Raw genomic sequence first — 19,187 nt, 5'->3', positions numbered from 1 at the left:
TTAACCTCTCAGATGTTGTTCAAAGGCAAGTGGTGTGCCTGCTAATGTTAATGGCGAGTGGCACTTCACTTGACGGCCATTAAGATTACGTAATTCCGGTTCAATTTCTCGGCATTTATCCGTGGCATACGGGCAGCGTGGATTAAGCAAACAGCCTTGAGGGCGGTCATATTTACCTGGGACTACACCAGGTAGTGATTGTAATCGGGATTTCCCTTCTGCAAATTCAGGTAAGGCTTTCAATAATGCTTGTGTATAAGGGTGAAGTGGAGAATTGAAAATCTCCGCAGCTTTACCTTCTTCTACAACTTGTCCGGCATACATCACGATAATGCGGTGTGCTGATTCTGCCACTAAGGCTAAATCGTGAGTGATGAGAATAAGAGCCATATTTTCTTTGCGTTGTAATTCCAGCAGAAGATCGATGATCTGAGCTTGAATCGTTACATCTAATGCTGTTGTTGGTTCATCAGCGATTAGCAGTTTCGGGTTACAAGCAATAGCCATTGCTATCATCACACGTTGGCTCATTCCGCCAGATAGTTGGTGCGGATAAACCTCTAAACGAGATTCCGGATCAGGGATACCAACCATGGTTAATAGCTCAATTGTTCTTGCCCTACGGCTTGTTTTCGAGCCACCTTGATGCACTTTCAACGCTTCCATAATTTGGAAACCGACGGTATAACTTGGATTAAGGCTTGTCATGGCATCTTGGAAAATCATTGATACATCAGCACCGACAATTTGCTGCTTCTCTTTTGGATTTAATGCCAATAAGTCATTGCCGTTAAATTTGAGGTTCTTCGCCATAACTCGACCGGGGAAATTAATTAGCCCCATAATTGCAAGCGAGCTGACTGATTTTCCAGAACCTGATTCACCCACAATGCCTAATACTTCACCTTCATTTACTTCATAGCTTACGCGGTCAACAGCCTTAAAGGGGGTATGTTTATCTCCGAAGTGAACGGAGAGTTCATTTACTTCTAATAATGCCATTTGCTCTCCTACTGTTTCAATTTTGGATCCAGCGCATCACGCAAGCCATCACCCATCAAGTTAAAGGCTAATACTAACGATAAAATTGCTAGCCCCGGAATAGTTACCAGCCAGTTTGCTGACTGCATAAAGCCACGAGATTCAGCAAGCATGGTACCAAGCTCAGGTGTTGGTGGCTGAGCACCAATACCTAAGAAACCAAGTGCCGCCAGTTCTAAAATAGCGTTTGAGATCCCCATTGTCATTTGCACAATCAGCGGGGCTAAGCAGTTTGGTAAAATAACTACAAACATTAAGCGGAACACACTGGCACCCGCAACACGAGAAGCGGTTACATAATCGCGATTTTTTTCGCTTAATACGGATGCACGAGTTAAACGCACATAGCTTGGAATTGACACTATCGCAATTGCAATAGCAGCATTCATCAGTGATGGACCTAGAATAGTAACTACACCGATAGTTAATAGTAGGCTTGGGATAGCAAGCATAATATCAACTAATCGCATAATGATAATATCCAGCATACCGCCATAGTAGCCTGCAAGAAGACCTAAAATCACACCTAATACACAAGACATAACGACAATAATTAAGCCGATAAAGACAGATAATCTGGCGCCATAAATAATACGGGAAAGAATATCACGCCCGATATCATCTGTACCTAACAGGTGAGCCGCATTGCCACCTTCTACCCAAGCGGGAGGAAGCAATAAGGCATTACGGTTTTGCTCAATAGGGTCGAAAGGGGCTACCCATTGGGCGAATACACAAGCAAAAAAGACAATCGCAATAAAAGCGAGTCCGATTAATGCACCTCTATTTCGACAGAAGTAGTACCAAAACTCCTGTAATGGCGTTTTTGGTTTAGGTGCGGATAATGTGATTGAAGACATTTATCACTCCAAAATAAAAAAATCCTCAAAATCATAGAACAAGCGGTTGGTTTTTTGAAAAATTTTGCAAATTTAAGCTTAAATTTAACCGCTTGTAGTGTGTTATGAATGACGGATTCTTGGGTTTACAATGCCGTAGAGTAAATCTACCGCTAAGTTCACTAAAATAATAATGGTGGCAATAATAAGGACAGAGCCTTGTAGCACAGGGTAGTCACGAGCGTTAATCGCATCGATGATCCATTTGCCGATGCCCGGCCAAGAGAAAATATTCTCGGTTAAAACTGCACCGGATAAAAGCTGTCCGACAATCAAGCCGACTACCGTTACCACCGGAATTAAGGCATTTCGCAGTGCGTGTACAACTACAATACGAGTGGTATTCAAGCCTTTTGCTTTAGCTGTGCGGATATAATCTTCGCCCAGAACTTCCAGCATGGAAGAACGAGTCATACGGGTGATAACCGCTAGCGGAATTGTACCTAGTACAATAGCAGGTAAAATGAGGGATTTAATTGCCGCTAAAAATGCACCGGGTTCGTCAGAGTTCCAAGTGTCAATCAGCATAAAACCTGTTTCAGCTTCAATCCAGTATTCAGACGGCAAACGCCCGGATGCAGGTAGCCCCAGAGGGGTGGATATATAGATGATCAGAATTAGGCCCCACCAGAAAATTGGCATTGAATAGCCCGTCAGCGAGAGCGTAGTTACAGTGTGTGAAATCCAAGACTCTTTTTTAACTGCAGCAATTACACCGAGAAAGATACCGAAAATCAACGACCAAAGTAAGGCAAAAAATGCCAGTTCCACCGTAGCTGGGAACAGGGTAAAAAATTCTTTGAGTACTGGCTCGTTGTTACGGAATGAAGTACCCAAATCGCCCTGCAATACGCTTTTAATGTAGTTAAAATATTGCTGAGGCAATGGCTGGTCTAGCCCAAGTTGGGCCATCATTTGTGCGTGAACGACAGGATCGACCCCGCGTTCTCCCATACGGATCTCAATTGGGTCTCCGGGGATTAAATGCACAAGGGCAAAAGTAATTAAGGTTATCGCAATAAAGGTTGGGATAACCATGAATAAACGTTTAAGAATAAATTGAAACATAGATAATTTTTAGTTTGCAAATTTTTGCGGAAAAGTAACCGCTTGTCGTTAGGTAGAAAAAGAAATGTCGGGCAAAGCTGCCCGACCTACCTAAAAATTATTTAGTTACTAAATCTACACCATAGAAATTATGTAAGCTAAATGGGCTTAATTTATAACCGCTTACTTCTTTACGAACAGGGAAGTAAGTGGTTGAGTGAGCAATTGTTACCCAAGGTGCTTGCTCTTTAAAGATGACTTGTGCTTTTTTGTAAAGCTCAGCACGTTGTGCTTTATCTGTCACTTGAATTGCATCAGTAATTAATTTGTTGAATTCAGGATGGCAGAATTTTGCATAGTTTGAACCTTGCTCAACCGCAGAACAACTTAGTAAAGTATTTAAGAAGTTGTCTGGGTCTCCGTTGTCGCCATTCCATCCAATCATACCGGTTTGGTGTTCGCCATTACGCATACGTTTTAGGTATTCACCCCATTCGTAGCTGACGATTTTAGCGTTAACACCGACTTTTTTCCAGTCTTCTTGGATTAATTCAGCCATACGGCGAGCATTCGGGTTATACGGTCGAGATACCGGCATAGCCCAAATATCTGTTTCAAAACCGTTAGCAAAACCAGCTTCTGCTAATAGTGCTTTTGCTTTTTCAGGGTTATAGTCGTAATCCTGAATATCATCATTATAGCTCCACATTGTTGGTGGAATCGGGTTCTTCGCTTTTTGACCAGCTCCTTGATAGACCGATTCTAAAATCGCATCTTTATTAATTGCATGGCTTAATGCTTGGCGAACTTTTACGTTATCAAGCGGTGCTTTTTGTACGTTAAAGCTTAAATAACCCACGTTTAAGCCCGGCTGGGACATTAAATTAATGTTTTCATCTTTCTTCAAGGTTTCTAAGTCAGCAGGGTTTGGATAAGGCGCTGCTTGGCATTCGTTTTTCTGTAACTTAGCCATACGCACTGAAGCATCAGGAGTAATTGAGAAGACTAAACGATCAATGGCTGCTTTACCTTGCCAATACTGTTCGAAGGCTTTATAACGCACTGCAGAGTCTTTTTGATAGCTGACAAATTCAAATGGGCCGGTGCCGATTGGTGCGTTATCCACTTTCTCTGGTGTTTTGGCCGCTAGCATTTTATCAGCATATTCCGCAGATAAAATAGATGCAAAGTCCATCGCAAGGTTAGCTAAGAATGGAGCATTTGGCACTTTTAAGCTGATTTTAACTGTGTAGTCGTCCACTTTCTCCACTTTATCAATGATATTTTGCATATCCATCCCGATAAAGTATTCATAGTTACCGCCCGATACTTTGTGGTAAGGGTGATTTGGATCTAACTGACGGTTAAATGAGAATAAAACATCATCAGCATTGAAATCGCGAGTTGGTTTAAACTCTTTATTTGAGTGGAATTTCACTCCCTTACGTAAATGAAAGGTGTACGTTTTGCCGTCTTCAGACACTTCCCATTTTTCCGCAAGGCCTGGGATCACGTTGGTTGAACCCGGTTCAAAATCAGTTAAACGATTGAAAATTGCTTGACCTGAAGCATCAAGGCTTGCACCGTCTGTAGCAAATTGAGGGTTAAAAAACGCAGGAGAAGCCTCCATACAGTAAACAAAGGTTTTTGGTGCTGCTAGTGCGGTTGTTGAAGCCAATGCTAATGTCATTAGCGATAGTTTGGTGATGTGTTTCATCTTCACTCCTTAATGAGGGATTTTAATTATTTTTTATTACAATTGACTGTGACTTATTTAAGTGTATATAAGACAGTGTTTTTGAATATACAATTTTTGAGAGGAACTGCAATCTTTTTTTAACAAAAAATGGTTGAACGTTATCCAAATCCGCAAGGTCAAAAAGCGGCATGATTACGGAAAGTGTGATTTTCTGCTTTAAAAAATAGGGCTTTTCCGTTATTCTAAAACGGCTTTTTTATATATTAGATTTAAGGAAGATTTTTGCAACTACCTCTACCGATTCATCAAATTGATGAAGATTCTTTTGATAATTTTTACGCAGAAAATAGTGAAGTGCTGCTTGAATCACTCAAAAGGAATTTTACGGATGTTCAACAACCGTTTTTCTATATTTGGGGTGGTAGAAGTTGTGGGAAAAGTCATTTGTTAAAAGCGGTAAGCAACCACTTTCTGCTAAATCAACAAACCTCCAGTTATATTCCTTTAAAAAAAGCACATTATTTCTCGCCATTAGTATTAGATAATGCAGAACTCTTAAATGTGATTTGTCTGGATGATATTCAAGCAATTGCAGGTGATGAAGAGTGGGAGCTGGCCATTTTTAATTTATTTAATCAAATTCGTGAGCAGCAGGGGCTGTTTAATGAAGGAGGGAAAACATTGTTGTTAATTAGTGCTGATTGCCCGCCGCATCAATTAAACATTAAATTACCCGATTTACGCTCGCGTTTAACTTGGGGGGAGGTTTATCCATTACCTGATTTAACTGATGAGCAAAAATGCCATATTTTGCAGTCTAATGCACATCAAAAGGGAGTTGAATTATCCGATGAAATCACCCATTTTCTGCTGAAAAAATTAGGTACTGATTTACAGGAGCTTTCAAAAGTATTGGAGAAGTTAGATCACGCTTCTTTACAAGCTCAGCGAAAATTAACTATTCCTTTTGTCAAAGAAGTCCTTTCACTATAAACAAGCGGTTTGATTCTTATCAAAATTTGCAAAAGTTTTTTCAAAATTGCCCGCTTGTTACCTCTAAAGTAGTAGTTTGCCAACTACGTTAATTTTTTCTCTTATGTTACACTGCGGTTAAATTTTTATATCGCACACTTCCACTTTATGATGAGTCAGACTACTACATATCAATATCAACTTAAGTTGGAAAATATCGCTTGTGAACGTGGTGAAACCCTTTTATTTGAAGGCTGTAATTTAACTGTTAATAGTGGTGATTGGGTACAGATTGAAGGGCATAACGGCATTGGAAAAACCAGCTTGTTACGCATTTTAGCCGGACTTTCGTTACCTGCCGCAGGTGAGGTGTTTTGGAATGATGTTGCTATTGGCAAACAGCGTGAACAATACTATGCCGAGCTGTTTTATTTAGGTCATCATTCGGGGGTAAAACCAGAATTAACGCCTTGGGAAAACTTACGTTTTTTCCAAAAAATACAACAACTACCGCAAGATGATGAGGCAATTTGGACAGCCTTAGAAAAAGTATCTCTTATCGAGCGTGAAGATCTGCCTTGTTCACATTTGTCTGCAGGGCAACAACGGCGGGTTGCATTGGCTAAATTATGGCTTACACAGGCGAAACTTTGGATTTTAGATGAGCCGTTTACCGCTATTGATAAAAAAGGCGTGGCGGATTTGATTGCTCATATTGAAAAACATTGTGAGCAGGGCGGATTGGTGATTTTCACCAGCCATCAAAGTGCAGAAAGTGGCAAAGTGCGGATTATTTCATTAGATCAATTTAAGGTATGATTTTAATTAATATTATTCAGCGAGAATTGACTATCGCCTTTCGTAAACCATCGGAAATTTTAAATCCGCTTTGGTTTTTTTTGATGGTGATTACCGTATTCCCGATTTTAATGGGACCGAACCCAGAGTTACTTGGGAAAATTGCCGGTGGTATTGCATGGGTGGCAGCTTTGCTTTCAGCTTTACTCTCTTTTGAACGCTTGTTTAGAGATGATTATTTAGATGGCTCACTCGAACAGCTTATGTTATTACCGCTTGGCCTACCGCAAGTAGCCCTTGCTAAAGTGGTTGCTCACTGGATATTAACCGGCTTGCCGTTAATTTTACTTTCTCCCATTGCGGCAATTTTGCTTTCACTTGAAACTCACCTTTGGTGGGCGTTGGTGCTTACGTTATTACTGGGTACCCCGATTTTAAGTTGCTTAGGTGCGATTGGTGTTGCCTTAACAGTAGGCTTACGCAAAGGTGGGACTTTATTAAGTCTCTTGATTTTACCGCTTTTTTTACCGGTATTAATTTTTGCCGCAGCAGTGCTTGAAGCAGCAACTTTGAATATGGGCTACAGCGGACAACTTGCAATTCTTGGGGCTATTTTAGCGATTACTTTAACCTTTTCGCCTTTCGCTATTGCCGGGGCATTAAGGATTAGTTTGAATTAGATTTGTAAGAAGTAATTTTTGTAAAAAAATAAGTAAATAAACATTTCATTTATTACGGAGTTTTTCTATGTGGAAATGGTTACACCCTTATGCAAAATCTGAAACACAGTACCATTTGCTGGGGAAAGTTCAGCCCTTTTTAGGCTGGCTAAGTTTGATTATGTTAGCAGTGGCTTTTGTGTGGGGGCTTGCCTATGCGCCGAAAGATTACCAACAAGGAGATAGCTACCGTATTATATTTATTCACGTGCCGGCAGCGATTTGGTCGATGGGCGTTTATGGCTCAATGGCAGTGGCAGGCTTAGTTGCCTTAGTGTGGCAGATTCGCCAAGCAAATTTAGCAATGATTTCAATGGCTCCTATCGGTTTGGTGTTTGCTTTTATTTCCCTTGCAACAGGGGCGATTTGGGGTAAACCAATGTGGGGAACTTGGTGGGTGTGGGATGCACGGCTGACTTCAGCTTTAGTGCTATTCTTTCTGTATATTGGCGTTATGGCACTTTATTCTGCTTTCCAAGACAGGCAAACCGGGGCAAAAGCCGCCGGTGTGTTGTCGGTAGTTGGTGTGATTAACTTACCGATTATCCACTTCTCGGTGGAATGGTGGAACACCTTACATCAAGGGGCAACTATTACTAAATTTGATAAACCGTCTATGGCGGTTGAAATGCTGATTCCATTACTATTAGCGATTTTTGGCAGCCTTATTTTCACTGCATGGTTTAGCATTTGGCGTTATCGTATCGCATTATTAAAAGATGAGCGTAACCGTCCTTGGGTAAAGCAGTTAGCAAAAGCAGCATAAAAAAGAAAAGTAGGAGAGATAAAAATGATATTCCAATTTGAATCAATCAGCGATTTTTTCGCTATGGGTGGTTACGGTTTTTATGTATGGCTTTCTTATGGCGTGAGCTTTATCGCAATGGGTGGACTGATTTGCTTAAGCCGTAGAGAACATAAAGCTATTTTAGCGCAAGCGAAAAAAGAGTTGGCGAGAGAGGAAAGAGCCGGCAAGCATTTCGAATCACAAGCGGTTAAAAAACAGTAAAATTTTGCAATTTTACTTGAGTACTCCTTTATGGGTATTTGATTTGAGAAATCGCAAAACTTCCTCTAAATGGCAAGAATCCTTTATGGCTTTTTGTTATGCTTAATAGTAATAGTGGTTTGTTTTTTGAGTTTTTCTGCAGTATTTATTTTTTGAAGGTGGTTACTATGAATCCAAGACGAAAATCAAGATTGAAAGTGGTGGTTTCTGTATTGCTTGGTCTTTCTGTTGCAGCAGGCTTAACGCTTTATGCATTAAGTCAAAATATTGATCTGTTTTATACGCCATCGGAAATAGTCAATGGTAAAAATGATGATCCGAATAAAAAACCTGAAGTCGGGCAGCGTATTCGTGTGGGCGGAATGGTGGTGGAAGATAGCGTAAAACGTGACGATAAAACCTTAAAAGTCGTATTTGATTTAGAAGATATCGGACCATCGATTACCGTTGAGTATGAAGGTATTCTGCCGGATTTATTCCGTGAAGGGCAAGGCATCGTTGCGCAAGGTGTGCTGGTTGAACCAAAACGTTTAAAAGCGACTGAAGTATTGGCAAAACATGATGAAAATTATATGCCGCCAGAGCTAGGTGATAAAATGAAAGCTCAGCACAATGCTGTGGGCGTTTCAGAACAAGATTTAAAAGGCGAATCGGAAACTGATCGTAGAATGAAAGAAGAAGCTCAAAAAGCACCTATGCAAGGGGAAGCTAAATGATTGCAGAATTAGGCAATTATGCATTAGCGTTATCACTGGCAATTTCGGTTTTATTAGCAATTTTACCGATTTGGGGTGCTGAAAAACAAAATAGTACCTTAATTGCCTTAGCCAGACCAATGACTTGGGCGATGTTTTTATCGCTTACTCTCTCCTTTGGCTCGTTATTCTATCTATTTGCAGTAAACGACTTTACTGTACAGTATGTGGTAAATAATTCAAATAGTAGTTTACCTTTACAGTATCGCTTGTCTGCGGTGTGGGGTGCACACGAAGGTTCACTTTTATTATGGGTGTGGCTACTTTCTCTTTGGTCGGTTGGTGTTGCAGCCTTTACTCGAAAAATGCCTGAAGATGCGGTAGCTAGAGTATTAGGCTTAATGGGTATGATCAGCATTGGCTTTTTGGTGTTTGTGATTTTTACCTCCAACCCGTTTGACCGTACTTTCCCGAATTTCCCGGTTGATGGCAGAGAATTAAACCCGATGTTGCAAGATGTAGGCTTAATTTTCCACCCACCGCTACTTTATATGGGCTATGTGGGCTTCTCGGTAGCTTTTGCTTTTGCGATTGCATCACTTATGACAGGGCGTTTAGATACCGCTTGGGCAAGATGGTCACGCCCATGGACAATGGCAGCATGGGTATTTTTAACATTAGGGATCGTATTAGGTTCTTGGTGGGCATATTACGAACTCGGTTGGGGCGGCTGGTGGTTCTGGGATCCGGTAGAAAATGCTTCTCTAATGCCTTGGATTGCCGGTACCGCCTTAATTCACTCATTAGCCGTTACCGAAAAAAGGGGAACGTTTAAAGCGTGGACAGTTTTACTGGCGATTTTAGCTTTCTCGCTTTGTTTGGTTGGGACATTCTTAGTTCGGTCAGGTATTTTAGTTTCAGTACATGCCTTCGCATCTGACCCAACAAGAGGTTTATATATCTTAGCTTATCTCGTTATTGTGGTAGGCGGTTCGTTGTTGCTATATGCATTTAAAGGCTCACAAATTAAAAGCTTGGATAACTATGAGCGTTATTCAAGAGAATCCATGCTGTTAATCAATAATATTTTGTTGATGGCATTTTTATCGGTGGTCTTTTTAGGCACATTATTACCGCTTGTTCACAAGCAAATTGGTTTAGGCACAATTTCCATCGGTGCGCCGTTCTTCGACCAAATGTTTATGATTTTAATGGTACCGTTTGCGTTTGTATTAGGAATCGGCCCATTGGTGAAATGGCGTCGAGATCAAATTTCAGCCATTCGTAAGCCTACGGTTATTGCCCTGATTGTTATGGTCATTCTTGGCTTTGCATTGCCGTATTTCTTCCGTAATACGATTACCGTAAGCGTTGTGCTAGGCACAATGATGTCGGTCTTTATCGTACTATTAAGTGTATATGAGCTACAGCAACGTGCAACGCACCGTAATTCGTTATTTAGCGGTCTGTTCAAACTTTCTCGTTCACATTGGGGGATGGTATTGGCTCACCTTGGAGTAGCGATGACGGTATTTGGCATCGCATTTAGCCAAAATTTCAGTGTTGAACGTGATGTACGGATGAATGTAGGCGATAAAGCGGAAATTCTAGATTACCAAGTAGAATTTAAAGGTCTTCGAATTACAGACGGTGCAAACTATCAAGGCGGTACAGCCGAGCTTGAAATTACTCATAACGGCAAATATGAAGCCACGCTCAATGCGGAAAAACGTTTTTATAACGTAAGCAAAATGGGAATGACCGAAGCCGCAATTGACTGGGGTTTCACCCGTGATCTCTACGCGGCATTAGGGGAAAAACTCGAAGATAATTCTTGGGCGGTTCGTTTGTATTACAAACCGTTTATCCGCTGGATTTGGATTGGTGGGCTGTTTATGGCACTCGGTGGATTACTCTGTATGATGGATAAACGCTACCGTTTACGCCTACAAAATAAAGAAACAGTAACTGCATAAATTGAAAGGACTAAGCCTGATTGCTTAGTCCTTTTGTTTTATTCGTGACTTTATTGATGACACTTTTCATAAAGAGGTAGCAGATCCCGAATTGCCTGATAGATAAACTCCACTACATCGGTTTTATCTAAATCGTCCTTTTCCAAATTCCGTCCTATGCACCAAAAATCGTCTTCATCTTTTAATACAAATTCGTTTTCTGAAAAGGTTTTCACTTGACGGAAATCAGCATATTCACTCTCACCTCCGTTCCATATCTCAAAATCGGCAAAGCGTTCCCGATCTAAATTTTCCCACCATTGATTATATTGATGAACATTAATTTGAGAGCGATCTGCCCGATAACAATGCCAATCAAGGCTCACTTGCAAACGGCGGCGATTTAAAATCACCGAAATAATGGCGGCTGAATTTTTGTTAAATTCATATTTATAATAAGCAAAAAAATGCGCCCGCACTTGCCAGCCGTTACACCAACGCTCAATATGCGGTTCGCCAAAAGGTTGCCCTAACTGACGGTGGAGTTCAAGGTGCAAGTTTTTCCAAATTTCCCAATGGGCTTTATAATCAGCTTTAATACGAGGAATTTCCTCAGGACAATACTTCTTCAGCTGAGCAAATTGAAAGAACGGAATATTAAATAAATCGCAAGATTTTGATGTGAGCATAAGCTTTCCTTAAAAAACAAGCGGTATCTAAGCTTAATATGGCAGTAATGCAATAACAAACAAGCGGTTGTTTTTCTCAGGAAATTTGCAAATTTCCAGCTAAAAGTAACCGCTTTCATCTATTCCAACAACCCTCTATTTTCTTGCCAAACGCGGTTAAGGCTTTTTTGGATTTGTGAAATAGTCGTTTGACGAATGCCTAACTGTTTTGCAGCATTGCTAAATGCTGCAATCGAAGCCACAATTTCACCTATCACGGCTTTGGCTTCTGACCAGTCATTAAAGCCTGCAACATCAGCCAACTCTTGAATAACGTTTAGCGGTGGCTTTGTACCATAAATCCCAAAAGCCGTTGAATGCTCGCCGTGACGCAATGGGCTAAACGTAATGTCGTAGGCTGGAGAAGGGGGCCAATTTCCCTGTTCATCTTGCACGAATGCCCAGTTCTTTGTGTGATCGTCTTGGTTTAAGGTAAATAGATTAAATATCGCCCGGCGGAATTGCAGTTGGCTAGCTCGGCGAGAATGGCACAAGAGTTTAGTTGCTTTCAGTAATCCAAAGTAGTCCATTGATGACATTCGGTGACTCGCATCTAACAGCCCACACAAACTATGGGTATGCACTCTCCCGCCTGTTTCAGCCAAATAATCAAAACGTTTTACTGCTAACCAAGGTTGAGTTTGCTGGTTGAGTAGTTGCCATTCTACCGGCTGTAGTTGTGCGGTTTCTGCCATTGAAAGATAGGCAGCCTCGCATAATCCTTCTTCAAATTGTAGCGGTAGATTTTTCGAGGTGAATTTCACAATCCACGCTTCATCTCCTTGTTGGGCTACAGTACGGCAAATATTGGTTTGCTGGGGAGGTATAAAAATTTGGGCTTTGGGTCTCGCTCCCCCTGAGCTTCCTGCCTGAATTAACGCATTCAATACTTCTTCAGTTTGTCCGCCAAATAGCTGCTCAGCATTTTTGCCAAGCTCAGTAAGACTAACGTCCTCCGTTGAATTTTCCGTTTGAGGTTCAAAGGATAGAGCTCCAATCCCTTTTTCTCCCACAAAGGCTAATCTATCCAGTGGCGAAATACGGTAAAAGTCAATGCCGTTAGCGGCAAAAAAACGATCTTGTAACAACATTCCCCAGCCATCGGGTAAACTGTCAGCAAACACACCGTGCAAGCCATTATGAGGTTCTTTAGGTGCGAGTTGTAAATCTGGCTCAAAACGCAATTTAAATGGCGAAAGTGAGAGATGTGGAAAATACTGGCGATAGTGATCGTCATAAGCAAAGAAAATACCCTGACGATTTTCTGCCAATTCCCCAACTTTGATTTTACGTCCATCTACCAGTGTGCTAAGCACATTTAGGTGAACCGTTTTCTGTAATTTAACCACGTAGAACCTCATCTATCGTTTGTGGCATTGTTGGTGTATTTTGTGTGAGAGCGATCAATCGTCCTAAATCATCTAATACAAGCCACAAGGCTAAAAATTGTTTGAACGAGATATGCCCTGTTGTTTCAAAACGGCGAATCGTACTTGCTGGCACAAGGGCTTTTTCAGCAAGCTGTTCTCGGGAGAGCTTAGCGAATTTTCGCTTTTGCTTGAGGTAATCAGCGAAACGTTTGCGAGTTTCTATATCATCATAAAAGTACAACATAGTATCAAAAATTAGAGATTTTTCTATAAAATTGATAATATTATATCAAAAATTAGAGGCTAAACCAATCTTGCTTATATGAGGTTTGTAGATATTTTATGAAATGGAAAAGTAAAATAAAAAGAGGTTATTTTTCTTCAATTTTTTGCAAAATTTTTCCGAAAAATAACCGCTTGTATTGAGCTTAACGGCGTTCGTAGATGATTTCTACGCCTTCATCGTCTTCTTCAGACCAATCGTCGTCCCAATCTTCTTCCACCGCATTTTGCATTGCTTCGTTGTGGTAATCTTCCCACTTGAATTTCACTTCTTCCGCTTCTTTGTTTTCCTCTTCCACTTCTCGAGGGTTAGCTTCGATGAAATCCATAATGTCACGGGTAAGAGCTTGCACGTTTTGACCTGTGGCGGCAGAGATTAAGTAGTAATCGCCTTCCCAGCCGATTTGTTCGGCAATCTCTTTCGCACGCTCAGCGGCTTCTTCTTCGCCGATGGTGTCGATTTTATTGAAGACTAACCAAATTGGTTTTTCTGCCAATTTTTCGCTGTATTGGTAAAGCTCAGATTCAATCACAGAAATATTGTGAGCCGGATCGCTTTCATCAATCGGCATAATATCCACTAAGTGAATTAGAATACGGCAACGCTCCAAGTGTTTTAAGAAGCGAATACCCAAGCCTGCTCCTTCTGCTGCACCTTCAATTAAGCCCGGGATGTCGGCAACCACAAAGCTGCGATCCGCCCCGACACGAGCCACGCCTAAGCTTGGCACAAGGGTTGTGAATGGATAGTCGGCTACTTTCGGTTTAGCGGCAGAAACGCTGCGGATAAAGGTGGATTTACCGGCATTCGGCAAGCCTAACATGCCCACATCAGCAAGTAACATAAGCTCTAGCAATAAATCACGTTTTTCGCCCGGTGTACCGTTGGTTTTCTGGCGAGGAGCTCGGTTTACCGATGATTTAAAACGCGTATTGCCTAAACCGTGATAACCACCTTTTGCCACTAACATTTTCATACCATGTTTGGTTAAATCACCAATTACTTCTTGGGTGTCGTTATCAATAGCACGGGTTCCTACCGGCACTCGCAGGGTAATATCGTTACCACGATGACCGGTACAACCGGCACTGCGACCGTTTTCGCCACGGCCTGCGGCATAACGTTTTTCAAAGCGGTAGTCGATTAGGGTGTTAAGGTTTTCGTCTGCGATTAAGTAAACATCACCACCATCACCACCATCGCCACCATCAGGCCCGCCTTTCGGGATATATTTTTCACGGCGGAAGCTGACACAACCGTTTCCACCATCGCCTGCTTCAACACGAATCAGGGCTTCGTCAATAAATTTCATTTTGTTATCCTTTGATGAGGGGGAAAGATATTTCCCCCTTTGTATCTTTGCAATAGGGCAAATCGTAATTTGCCCCTACAGATGTAAAATTTCTCTAAAATATAACCGCTTGTAGGGGCGAAATATTTTTCACCCAACGGAAATTACATCTTCTCAACCGTTTTAATGCCGAGTAAATCTAAACCTTGTTTTAACGTTTTGGCGGTTAAAGCGGCTAGGGCTAAGCGGCTGTTTTTCACGTTTTCTTCTGCATTTAAAATTGGGCAAGCCTCGTAGAAACTTGAGAAACTGCCAGCTAATTCGTATAGGTATTGGCAGAGAATATGTGGCATACCGTCTTTTGCTACGCCATTTAAGGCTTCTTCAAATTGCAGTAATTTCACGGCTAAAGCACGTTCTTTATCTTCACCAAGCTGAATTTCCGCATTTAAGCTGTCTGCATTAATACCGGCACGAGCGAAAATCGAGCGAATACGGGTGTAGGCATATTGCATATAAGGGGCGGTATTGCCTTCAAAAGTCAGCATATTATCCCAATCGAACACATAATCAGTGGTACGGTTTTTTGAGAGATCTGAATATTTTACCGAGCCGATTGCCACCGCTTCTACCACTGCCGCTTTTTCTTCGGCGGTTAAGTCGGTAGAACGCTCTGAAATCAACTTATCGGCACGTTCTACTGCTTCGTCTAATAGATCTTTCAGTTTTACTGTGCCACCACTACGGGTTTTAAACGGTTTACCGTCTTTGCCTAACATCATGCCGAAGAATGGATGTTCAAGGCTGAATGAATCCGGTACATAGCCTGCTTTGCGGGTAATTAACCACGCTTGTTGCATATGTTGTGCTTGGCGGGAATCTGAGAACACCAATGCTCGGTCGGCTTTTAAGGTTTCATAACGATATTTTGCAGCAGCAATATCGGTGGTGGTATATAAGAAACCACCATCTTTTTTCTGCACGATCACGCCCATCGGGTCGCCGTCTTTGTTTTTAAACTCGTCTAAGAACACCACCAAGGCACCGTCATCTTCAACGGCTAAGCTCTTCGCTTTAAGATCAGCCACAATCTCAGGTAACATCGGGTTGTAAAGGCTTTCACCCATCACATCTTTTTCGGTTAAGGTTACATTTAAACGATCGTAGTTTTCTTGGTTGTGGTGCATAGTGATGTCCACCAACTTTTTCCACATCGTCAAGCAATACTCATCGCCACTTTGTAATTTCACCACATAGTTACGGGCTTTTTCGGCAAACACTTCGTCTGAATCATAATGCTCTTTGGCAGCACGGTAGAAGGCTTCTAAATCGCTTAACTCCATCTCACTGGCGTGTTCGTTTTCCATTTTTTCAAGGTAAGCGATAAGCATACCGAATTGTGTGCCCCAGTCGCCCACGTGGTTGGCACGAATTACGTTATTGCCTAAAAATTCTAATGTGCGGACTACCGCATCACCAATAATAGTTGAACGTAAATGCCCAACGTGCATCTCTTTGGCAACGTTTGGTGAAGAGTAGTCGATTACGATAGTCTGCGGATTTGCAGTTTTTATGCCAAAATTAACCGCTTGTAACGCATTGTTAGCATTTTGAGCCAACCATTCTTGGTTCAAGAAGATATTGATAAAGCCGGGACCTGCAATTTCTAATTTATCGGCAATGCCGTTAAGATCGGCATTATCTAAAATTTTCTGAGCAAACTCACGAGGGTTCATTCCCAATTTTTTCGCAGCCCCCATTGCACCGTTGGCTTGATAATCGCCAAACTCCGGTTTGCCTGATTGACGAACAAGCGGCTCAACATTTTCCTCTGCACCAGCGGCAATCATTGCCTGTTTAATTTTATCTGATAAAATTTGTTGAATATTCACTAATTTAACCTATTAAATTCGATTTACAAAAATGGACAGGATTGTAGCAGAAAATGCAAAATTTTTCGAGAAAATGACCGCTTGTTTTGGTGATTTATCTCAATTTGAGCAAAAAATTCAACAAATTGCAGAAGTAGCCGGTATTGATTTATCCTTTTATCAAATCGATCACCTTGCTGTTCGAATGAATCAAATCGACACCGCAGAAAAATGGAAAGACTTGTTGTTAGAAAAGGCAACCTTACTTAAGGAAAGCATTGTAAATGGCAGACCAATTGGATTATTTACCTTGGAGCAAGCGGTTAAATTTTGCAGACAAAATGTAAAGATTGTCGAGCTGCCTTTTCCTAAAGATAAGATTTATCCTGAAGAGGGATGGGAGCATATTGAGATTGTGTTCCCATTTTTAGTAGGCGAAACGGTAGAACAATGGATCGAGCGAAGCTTGTCCTATTTTAAGTTATTGGAAAATTCGGAATTGAAAGTGAAGGTAAGTCATCCTCAGGTGTCGGGGGAGCAATTACCTAATCCAAGTATTGCGATCACCTTGAGAAATGTAACTTTTTGTAATACTTGTTGTCTAAAGCTGCACCCTTATGATATAAACGATATCGTTATGTCAGAAATTTAATTTTTGGTATTTATTTTGGAGTACAAATGAAAAAATTAGGTCTAGCCGTTGCATTAATGTCAAGCTTTGCTTTGGTAGGTTGTGCGAATACAGATGTATTTAGTGGTAGTGTATATTCAGCAGGTCAAGCAAAAGAAGCTCGTTCTATTAGCTATGGAACTATTGTTTCTGTACGTGATGTTAAAATTCAAGCAAATAGTGAAGGTGTGATTGGTACTGTTGGTGGTGGCGTTTTAGGCGGCGTTGCCGGTAACGCGATTGGTGGTGGTACAGGTCAAGCGATTGCAACAGCAGTGGGAGCCGTTGCCGGTGCGGTAATTGGTAACCAAGTAGAACAAAAAACGAGTCAGGTTTCTTCATTAGAAATGGTGATTCGTAAAGACGATGGTAAAGAAATCGTTGTAGTTCAAAAGAAAGAAGACGGTTTTGTTCCTGGCAAACGTGTGAGACTTGTAGGATCTAATTCAGATCTGAATGTGTCTCTACTTTAATTTTTAGTTCTTCCTGAGGGATTCTTATAATGAAAAAACTTTCTTTAGCTGTATTAGCATCTTTTATCTTAGCAGCTTGTACGGCCGATGTTTATTCTGACAAAGGTAATGCAACTGTGTTGTCAAGCAAAGCTGTGTCGGCAGATGTTGTTGAGCTAACTGTGCAAAGAGATAATGGTGAAACTGTGACCTTAACTCGTCAGTATGATGCTCATGCTGCCGTAGGTGCTCGAGTTCGCCTTGCTGATGAGATTAAAAATCAAGATTCAGATTTAAAAACAATTAGACGTTATGAGTTTAAATAATTTGCTCTAATGTTTCTATAAAATACAAGCGGTCATAATTTGCAAATAATTTTCAAATTATGACCGCTTGTTTTATTAGGTAAGATTATTTTACCGTAATTCGGGCGAATTTACGTTTACCAACTTGGTAAACAAAGGTGCCTTTTTGAGCATTTTGTTTCACATCTTCTACTTTTTCACCATCAATTTTTACACCGCCTTGCTGAGCTGAACGGATGGCTTCAGAGGTTGATGGCACAAGTCCTGCTTCTTTTAATAATGCAGCTAAGCCGATTTCGCCTTCAAAGGTAAATTCCGGCATTTCGTCTGGAATAGCACCTTTTTGGAAGCGATTGATAAATTCTTGTTCAGCCGCATTGGCCGCTGCTTCATCATGGAAACGGGCAATAATTTCCTTAGCTAGCAGAATTTTGACATCACGAGGGTTTTTACCTGCAGCAACCTCTGCTTTTAATTGAGCGATTTCTTCTAATGGACGGAACGAGAGTAGATTGTACCAATCCCACATTAGCTCATCTGAAATTGACATCACTTTACCAAACATTTCGCTTGGTGCTTCGGTCACGCCGATGTAGTTACCGAGTGATTTCGACATTTTTTTCTCGCCATCTAAGCCTACTAAAAGCGGTAATGTCATCGCTACTTGTGGTTTTTGTCCCGCTGATTTTTGTAATTCACGACCCACTAATAAGTTGAAAGTTTGGTCTGTTCCGCCTAATTCCACATCGGCTTTTAATGCCACAGAATCATGACCTTGTAATAATGGATAGATGAACTCGTGAATTGCAATAGACTGTTGATTGTTAAAACGGTTTTTAAAGTCTTCACGTTCTAACATACGAGCGACCGTATAGTTGGATGCTAAGCGGATCATCCCTTCTGTACCTAATTCGCTTAACCATTCAGAGTTGAATACGATACGGGTTTTTACAGGATCTAAAATTTTGAAAATTTGTTGTTTATAGGTTTCAGCATTACGCAGTACATCTTCACGTGTTAATGGGGGACGAGTCGAGCTTTTGCCTGAAGGATCCCCTACCATACCGGTGAAATCGCCGATTAAGAATACAACTTGGTGACCAAGTTGTTGGAATTGGCGTAATTTGTTTAAAACAACGGTATGACCTAAGTGAATATCAGGCGCTGTTGGATCTGCTCCTAATTTGATGATTAATGGACGCTCTTCTTTTAATTTTGCGATTAAATCTTCTTCAGAGTAAATATTTTCTACACCACGTTTAAGTTCAGCAATGATAGATTCAATAGATTGAGCCATTTATTTTCCTTTCTTAGTCTATAAATTTAAAAATGGTTCTATTATAGCGGTATGAATTGAAATTGATAGAGGTTTGGGCTGATAAG

Annotated in this window: 20 protein-coding genes; 10 read left to right on the top strand and 10 right to left on the bottom strand. The window is 41.0% G+C overall.

All coding sequences use genetic code 11. The annotated features are described in order from the left end of the window. The 4 genes from dppD to A4G16_RS08455 form a co-directional block, all read right to left on the bottom strand. Entirely contained in the window at window positions 1-1,002 is a 1,002-nt protein-coding gene (gene dppD / locus A4G16_RS08470; RefSeq protein ID WP_165889507.1) for a dipeptide ABC transporter ATP-binding protein, read from the bottom strand. A gap of 8 nt (window positions 1,003-1,010) precedes the next feature. Beyond that, the gene (locus A4G16_RS08465; RefSeq protein WP_165889506.1) at window positions 1,011-1,901 is read right to left on the bottom strand and encodes an ABC transporter permease subunit; all 891 of its coding nucleotides are present in this window, start codon (window positions 1,899-1,901) and stop codon (window positions 1,011-1,013) included. Between the two features lie 102 nt (window positions 1,902-2,003). Next, entirely contained in the window at window positions 2,004-3,008 is a 1,005-nt protein-coding gene (locus A4G16_RS08460) for an ABC transporter permease subunit (protein ID WP_027073626.1), read from the bottom strand. A 97-nt stretch (window positions 3,009-3,105) separates the two neighbouring features. Then, window positions 3,106-4,704 carry an ABC transporter substrate-binding protein gene (locus A4G16_RS08455; RefSeq protein ID WP_165889505.1) on the bottom strand — a complete coding sequence of 533 codons (1,599 nt, stop codon included), beginning with the start codon at window positions 4,702-4,704 and terminating at the stop codon, window positions 3,106-3,108. Between the two features lie 264 nt (window positions 4,705-4,968). Here A4G16_RS08455 and hda point away from each other — a divergent pair, with 264 nt between their 5' ends. The 7 genes from hda (at window position 4,969) to A4G16_RS08420 (ending at window position 10,855) form a co-directional block, all read left to right on the top strand. Continuing rightward, window positions 4,969-5,679: a DnaA regulatory inactivator Hda gene (hda, locus tag A4G16_RS08450; RefSeq protein WP_165889504.1), complete on the top strand. Its 711-nt coding sequence runs from the start codon at window positions 4,969-4,971 to the stop codon at window positions 5,677-5,679. 150 nt (window positions 5,680-5,829) lie between these two features. Beyond that, a complete protein-coding gene (gene ccmA / locus A4G16_RS08445) occupies window positions 5,830-6,477 on the top strand; it encodes a cytochrome c biogenesis heme-transporting ATPase CcmA (protein ID WP_165889929.1) in 648 nt (215 codons plus the stop codon). After that, entirely contained in the window at window positions 6,474-7,136 is a 663-nt protein-coding gene (gene ccmB, locus A4G16_RS08440; RefSeq protein WP_165889503.1) for a heme exporter protein CcmB, read from the top strand. Before ccmA ends, ccmB begins: the two co-directional genes overlap by 4 nt. Window positions 7,137-7,203: 67 nt before the next feature. Next, window positions 7,204-7,941 carry a heme ABC transporter permease gene (locus A4G16_RS08435; protein WP_042802848.1) on the top strand — a complete coding sequence of 246 codons (738 nt, stop codon included), beginning with the start codon at window positions 7,204-7,206 and terminating at the stop codon, window positions 7,939-7,941. A gap of 24 nt (window positions 7,942-7,965) precedes the next feature. Beyond that, the gene (ccmD, locus tag A4G16_RS08430; RefSeq protein ID WP_165889502.1) at window positions 7,966-8,184 is read left to right on the top strand and encodes a heme exporter protein CcmD; all 219 of its coding nucleotides are present in this window, start codon (window positions 7,966-7,968) and stop codon (window positions 8,182-8,184) included. Window positions 8,185-8,351: 167 nt separating this feature from the next. Continuing rightward, window positions 8,352-8,900 carry a cytochrome c maturation protein CcmE gene (gene ccmE / locus A4G16_RS08425; RefSeq protein ID WP_165889501.1) on the top strand — a complete coding sequence of 183 codons (549 nt, stop codon included), beginning with the start codon at window positions 8,352-8,354 and terminating at the stop codon, window positions 8,898-8,900. Next, entirely contained in the window at window positions 8,897-10,855 is a 1,959-nt protein-coding gene (locus A4G16_RS08420) for a heme lyase CcmF/NrfE family subunit (RefSeq protein ID WP_165889500.1), read from the top strand. The genes ccmE and A4G16_RS08420 overlap by 4 nt, the downstream gene beginning before the upstream one ends. Before the next feature lie 50 nt (window positions 10,856-10,905). Here A4G16_RS08420 and A4G16_RS08415 read toward each other — a convergent pair whose 3' ends face one another. From A4G16_RS08415 to argS, 5 genes are all read right to left on the bottom strand, one after another. Further along, window positions 10,906-11,523, bottom strand: coding sequence for an HI_0552 family protein (locus A4G16_RS08415; protein ID WP_165889499.1), 618 nt, complete (start codon window positions 11,521-11,523; stop codon window positions 10,906-10,908). 119 nt (window positions 11,524-11,642) lie between these two features. Then, complete coding sequence (locus A4G16_RS08410; RefSeq protein ID WP_237052366.1) at window positions 11,643-12,911, bottom strand: type II toxin-antitoxin system HipA family toxin; 1,269 nt, start codon at window positions 12,909-12,911, stop codon at window positions 11,643-11,645. Further along, window positions 12,904-13,176, bottom strand: coding sequence for a helix-turn-helix domain-containing protein (locus tag A4G16_RS08405; RefSeq protein ID WP_165889497.1), 273 nt, complete (start codon window positions 13,174-13,176; stop codon window positions 12,904-12,906). The genes A4G16_RS08410 and A4G16_RS08405 overlap by 8 nt, the downstream gene beginning before the upstream one ends. Before the next feature lie 184 nt (window positions 13,177-13,360). Continuing rightward, window positions 13,361-14,527: an Obg family GTPase CgtA gene (gene cgtA, locus A4G16_RS08400; RefSeq protein ID WP_165889496.1), complete on the bottom strand. Its 1,167-nt coding sequence runs from the start codon at window positions 14,525-14,527 to the stop codon at window positions 13,361-13,363. Window positions 14,528-14,670: 143 nt separating this feature from the next. Beyond that, window positions 14,671-16,398, bottom strand: a complete 1,728-nt coding sequence (gene argS / locus A4G16_RS08395; protein ID WP_165889495.1) for an arginine--tRNA ligase — start codon at window positions 16,396-16,398, stop codon at window positions 14,671-14,673. Window positions 16,399-16,429: 31 nt separating this feature from the next. Here argS and A4G16_RS08390 point away from each other — a divergent pair, with 31 nt between their 5' ends. The 3 genes from A4G16_RS08390 to A4G16_RS08380 are packed head-to-tail and all read left to right on the top strand — an operon-like array spanning window position 16,430 to window position 17,825. After that, window positions 16,430-17,029 carry a VOC family protein gene (locus A4G16_RS08390; protein WP_165889494.1) on the top strand — a complete coding sequence of 200 codons (600 nt, stop codon included), beginning with the start codon at window positions 16,430-16,432 and terminating at the stop codon, window positions 17,027-17,029. A 26-nt stretch (window positions 17,030-17,055) separates the two neighbouring features. Continuing rightward, on the top strand, window positions 17,056-17,520 hold the full coding sequence (locus A4G16_RS08385; protein ID WP_027073639.1) for a glycine zipper 2TM domain-containing protein: 465 nt from the start codon (window positions 17,056-17,058) through the stop codon (window positions 17,518-17,520). A gap of 29 nt (window positions 17,521-17,549) precedes the next feature. After that, a complete protein-coding gene (locus tag A4G16_RS08380) occupies window positions 17,550-17,825 on the top strand; it encodes a deoxyribose-phosphate aldolase (protein WP_042802861.1) in 276 nt (91 codons plus the stop codon). An 85-nt stretch (window positions 17,826-17,910) separates the two neighbouring features. Here the strand turns inward: A4G16_RS08380 and tyrS are convergent, their stop codons facing one another. Next, on the bottom strand, window positions 17,911-19,101 hold the full coding sequence (tyrS, locus tag A4G16_RS08375; protein ID WP_165889493.1) for a tyrosine--tRNA ligase: 1,191 nt from the start codon (window positions 19,099-19,101) through the stop codon (window positions 17,911-17,913). Window positions 19,102-19,187: the final 86 nt, after the last annotated feature.

This window comes from Mannheimia granulomatis (assembly GCF_011455695.1).
Taxonomy (GTDB): domain Bacteria; phylum Pseudomonadota; class Gammaproteobacteria; order Enterobacterales; family Pasteurellaceae; genus Mannheimia; species Mannheimia granulomatis_A.
Note: the sequence above shows the minus strand (reverse complement) of the source record. Positions and strands in the feature narration are given on the sequence as shown.

Excerpts from the sequence above, each read along its gene's own strand:
- dppD (WP_165889507.1), bottom strand. The coding sequence starts at position 1,002 with ATGGCATTATTAGAAGTAAATGAACTCTCCGTTCACTTCGGAGATAAA.
- A4G16_RS08465 (WP_165889506.1), bottom strand. The coding sequence starts at position 1,901 with ATGTCTTCAATCACATTATCCGCACCTAAACCAAAAACGCCATTACAG.
- A4G16_RS08460 (WP_027073626.1), bottom strand. The coding sequence starts at position 3,008 with ATGTTTCAATTTATTCTTAAACGTTTATTCATGGTTATCCCAACCTTT.
- A4G16_RS08455 (WP_165889505.1), bottom strand. The coding sequence starts at position 4,704 with ATGAAACACATCACCAAACTATCGCTAATGACATTAGCATTGGCTTCA.
- ccmA (WP_165889929.1), top strand. The coding sequence starts at position 5,830 with ATGAGTCAGACTACTACATATCAATATCAACTTAAGTTGGAAAATATC.
- ccmB (WP_165889503.1), top strand. The coding sequence starts at position 6,474 with ATGATTTTAATTAATATTATTCAGCGAGAATTGACTATCGCCTTTCGT.
- A4G16_RS08435 (WP_042802848.1), top strand. The coding sequence starts at position 7,204 with ATGTGGAAATGGTTACACCCTTATGCAAAATCTGAAACACAGTACCAT.
- ccmD (WP_165889502.1), top strand. The coding sequence starts at position 7,966 with ATGATATTCCAATTTGAATCAATCAGCGATTTTTTCGCTATGGGTGGT.
- ccmE (WP_165889501.1), top strand. The coding sequence starts at position 8,352 with ATGAATCCAAGACGAAAATCAAGATTGAAAGTGGTGGTTTCTGTATTG.
- A4G16_RS08420 (WP_165889500.1), top strand. The coding sequence starts at position 8,897 with ATGATTGCAGAATTAGGCAATTATGCATTAGCGTTATCACTGGCAATT.
- A4G16_RS08415 (WP_165889499.1), bottom strand. The coding sequence starts at position 11,523 with ATGCTCACATCAAAATCTTGCGATTTATTTAATATTCCGTTCTTTCAA.
- A4G16_RS08405 (WP_165889497.1), bottom strand. The coding sequence starts at position 13,176 with ATGTTGTACTTTTATGATGATATAGAAACTCGCAAACGTTTCGCTGAT.
- cgtA (WP_165889496.1), bottom strand. The coding sequence starts at position 14,527 with ATGAAATTTATTGACGAAGCCCTGATTCGTGTTGAAGCAGGCGATGGT.
- A4G16_RS08390 (WP_165889494.1), top strand. The coding sequence starts at position 16,430 with ATGGACAGGATTGTAGCAGAAAATGCAAAATTTTTCGAGAAAATGACC.
- A4G16_RS08385 (WP_027073639.1), top strand. The coding sequence starts at position 17,056 with ATGAAAAAATTAGGTCTAGCCGTTGCATTAATGTCAAGCTTTGCTTTG.
- A4G16_RS08380 (WP_042802861.1), top strand. The coding sequence starts at position 17,550 with ATGAAAAAACTTTCTTTAGCTGTATTAGCATCTTTTATCTTAGCAGCT.
- tyrS (WP_165889493.1), bottom strand. The coding sequence starts at position 19,101 with ATGGCTCAATCTATTGAATCTATCATTGCTGAACTTAAACGTGGTGTA.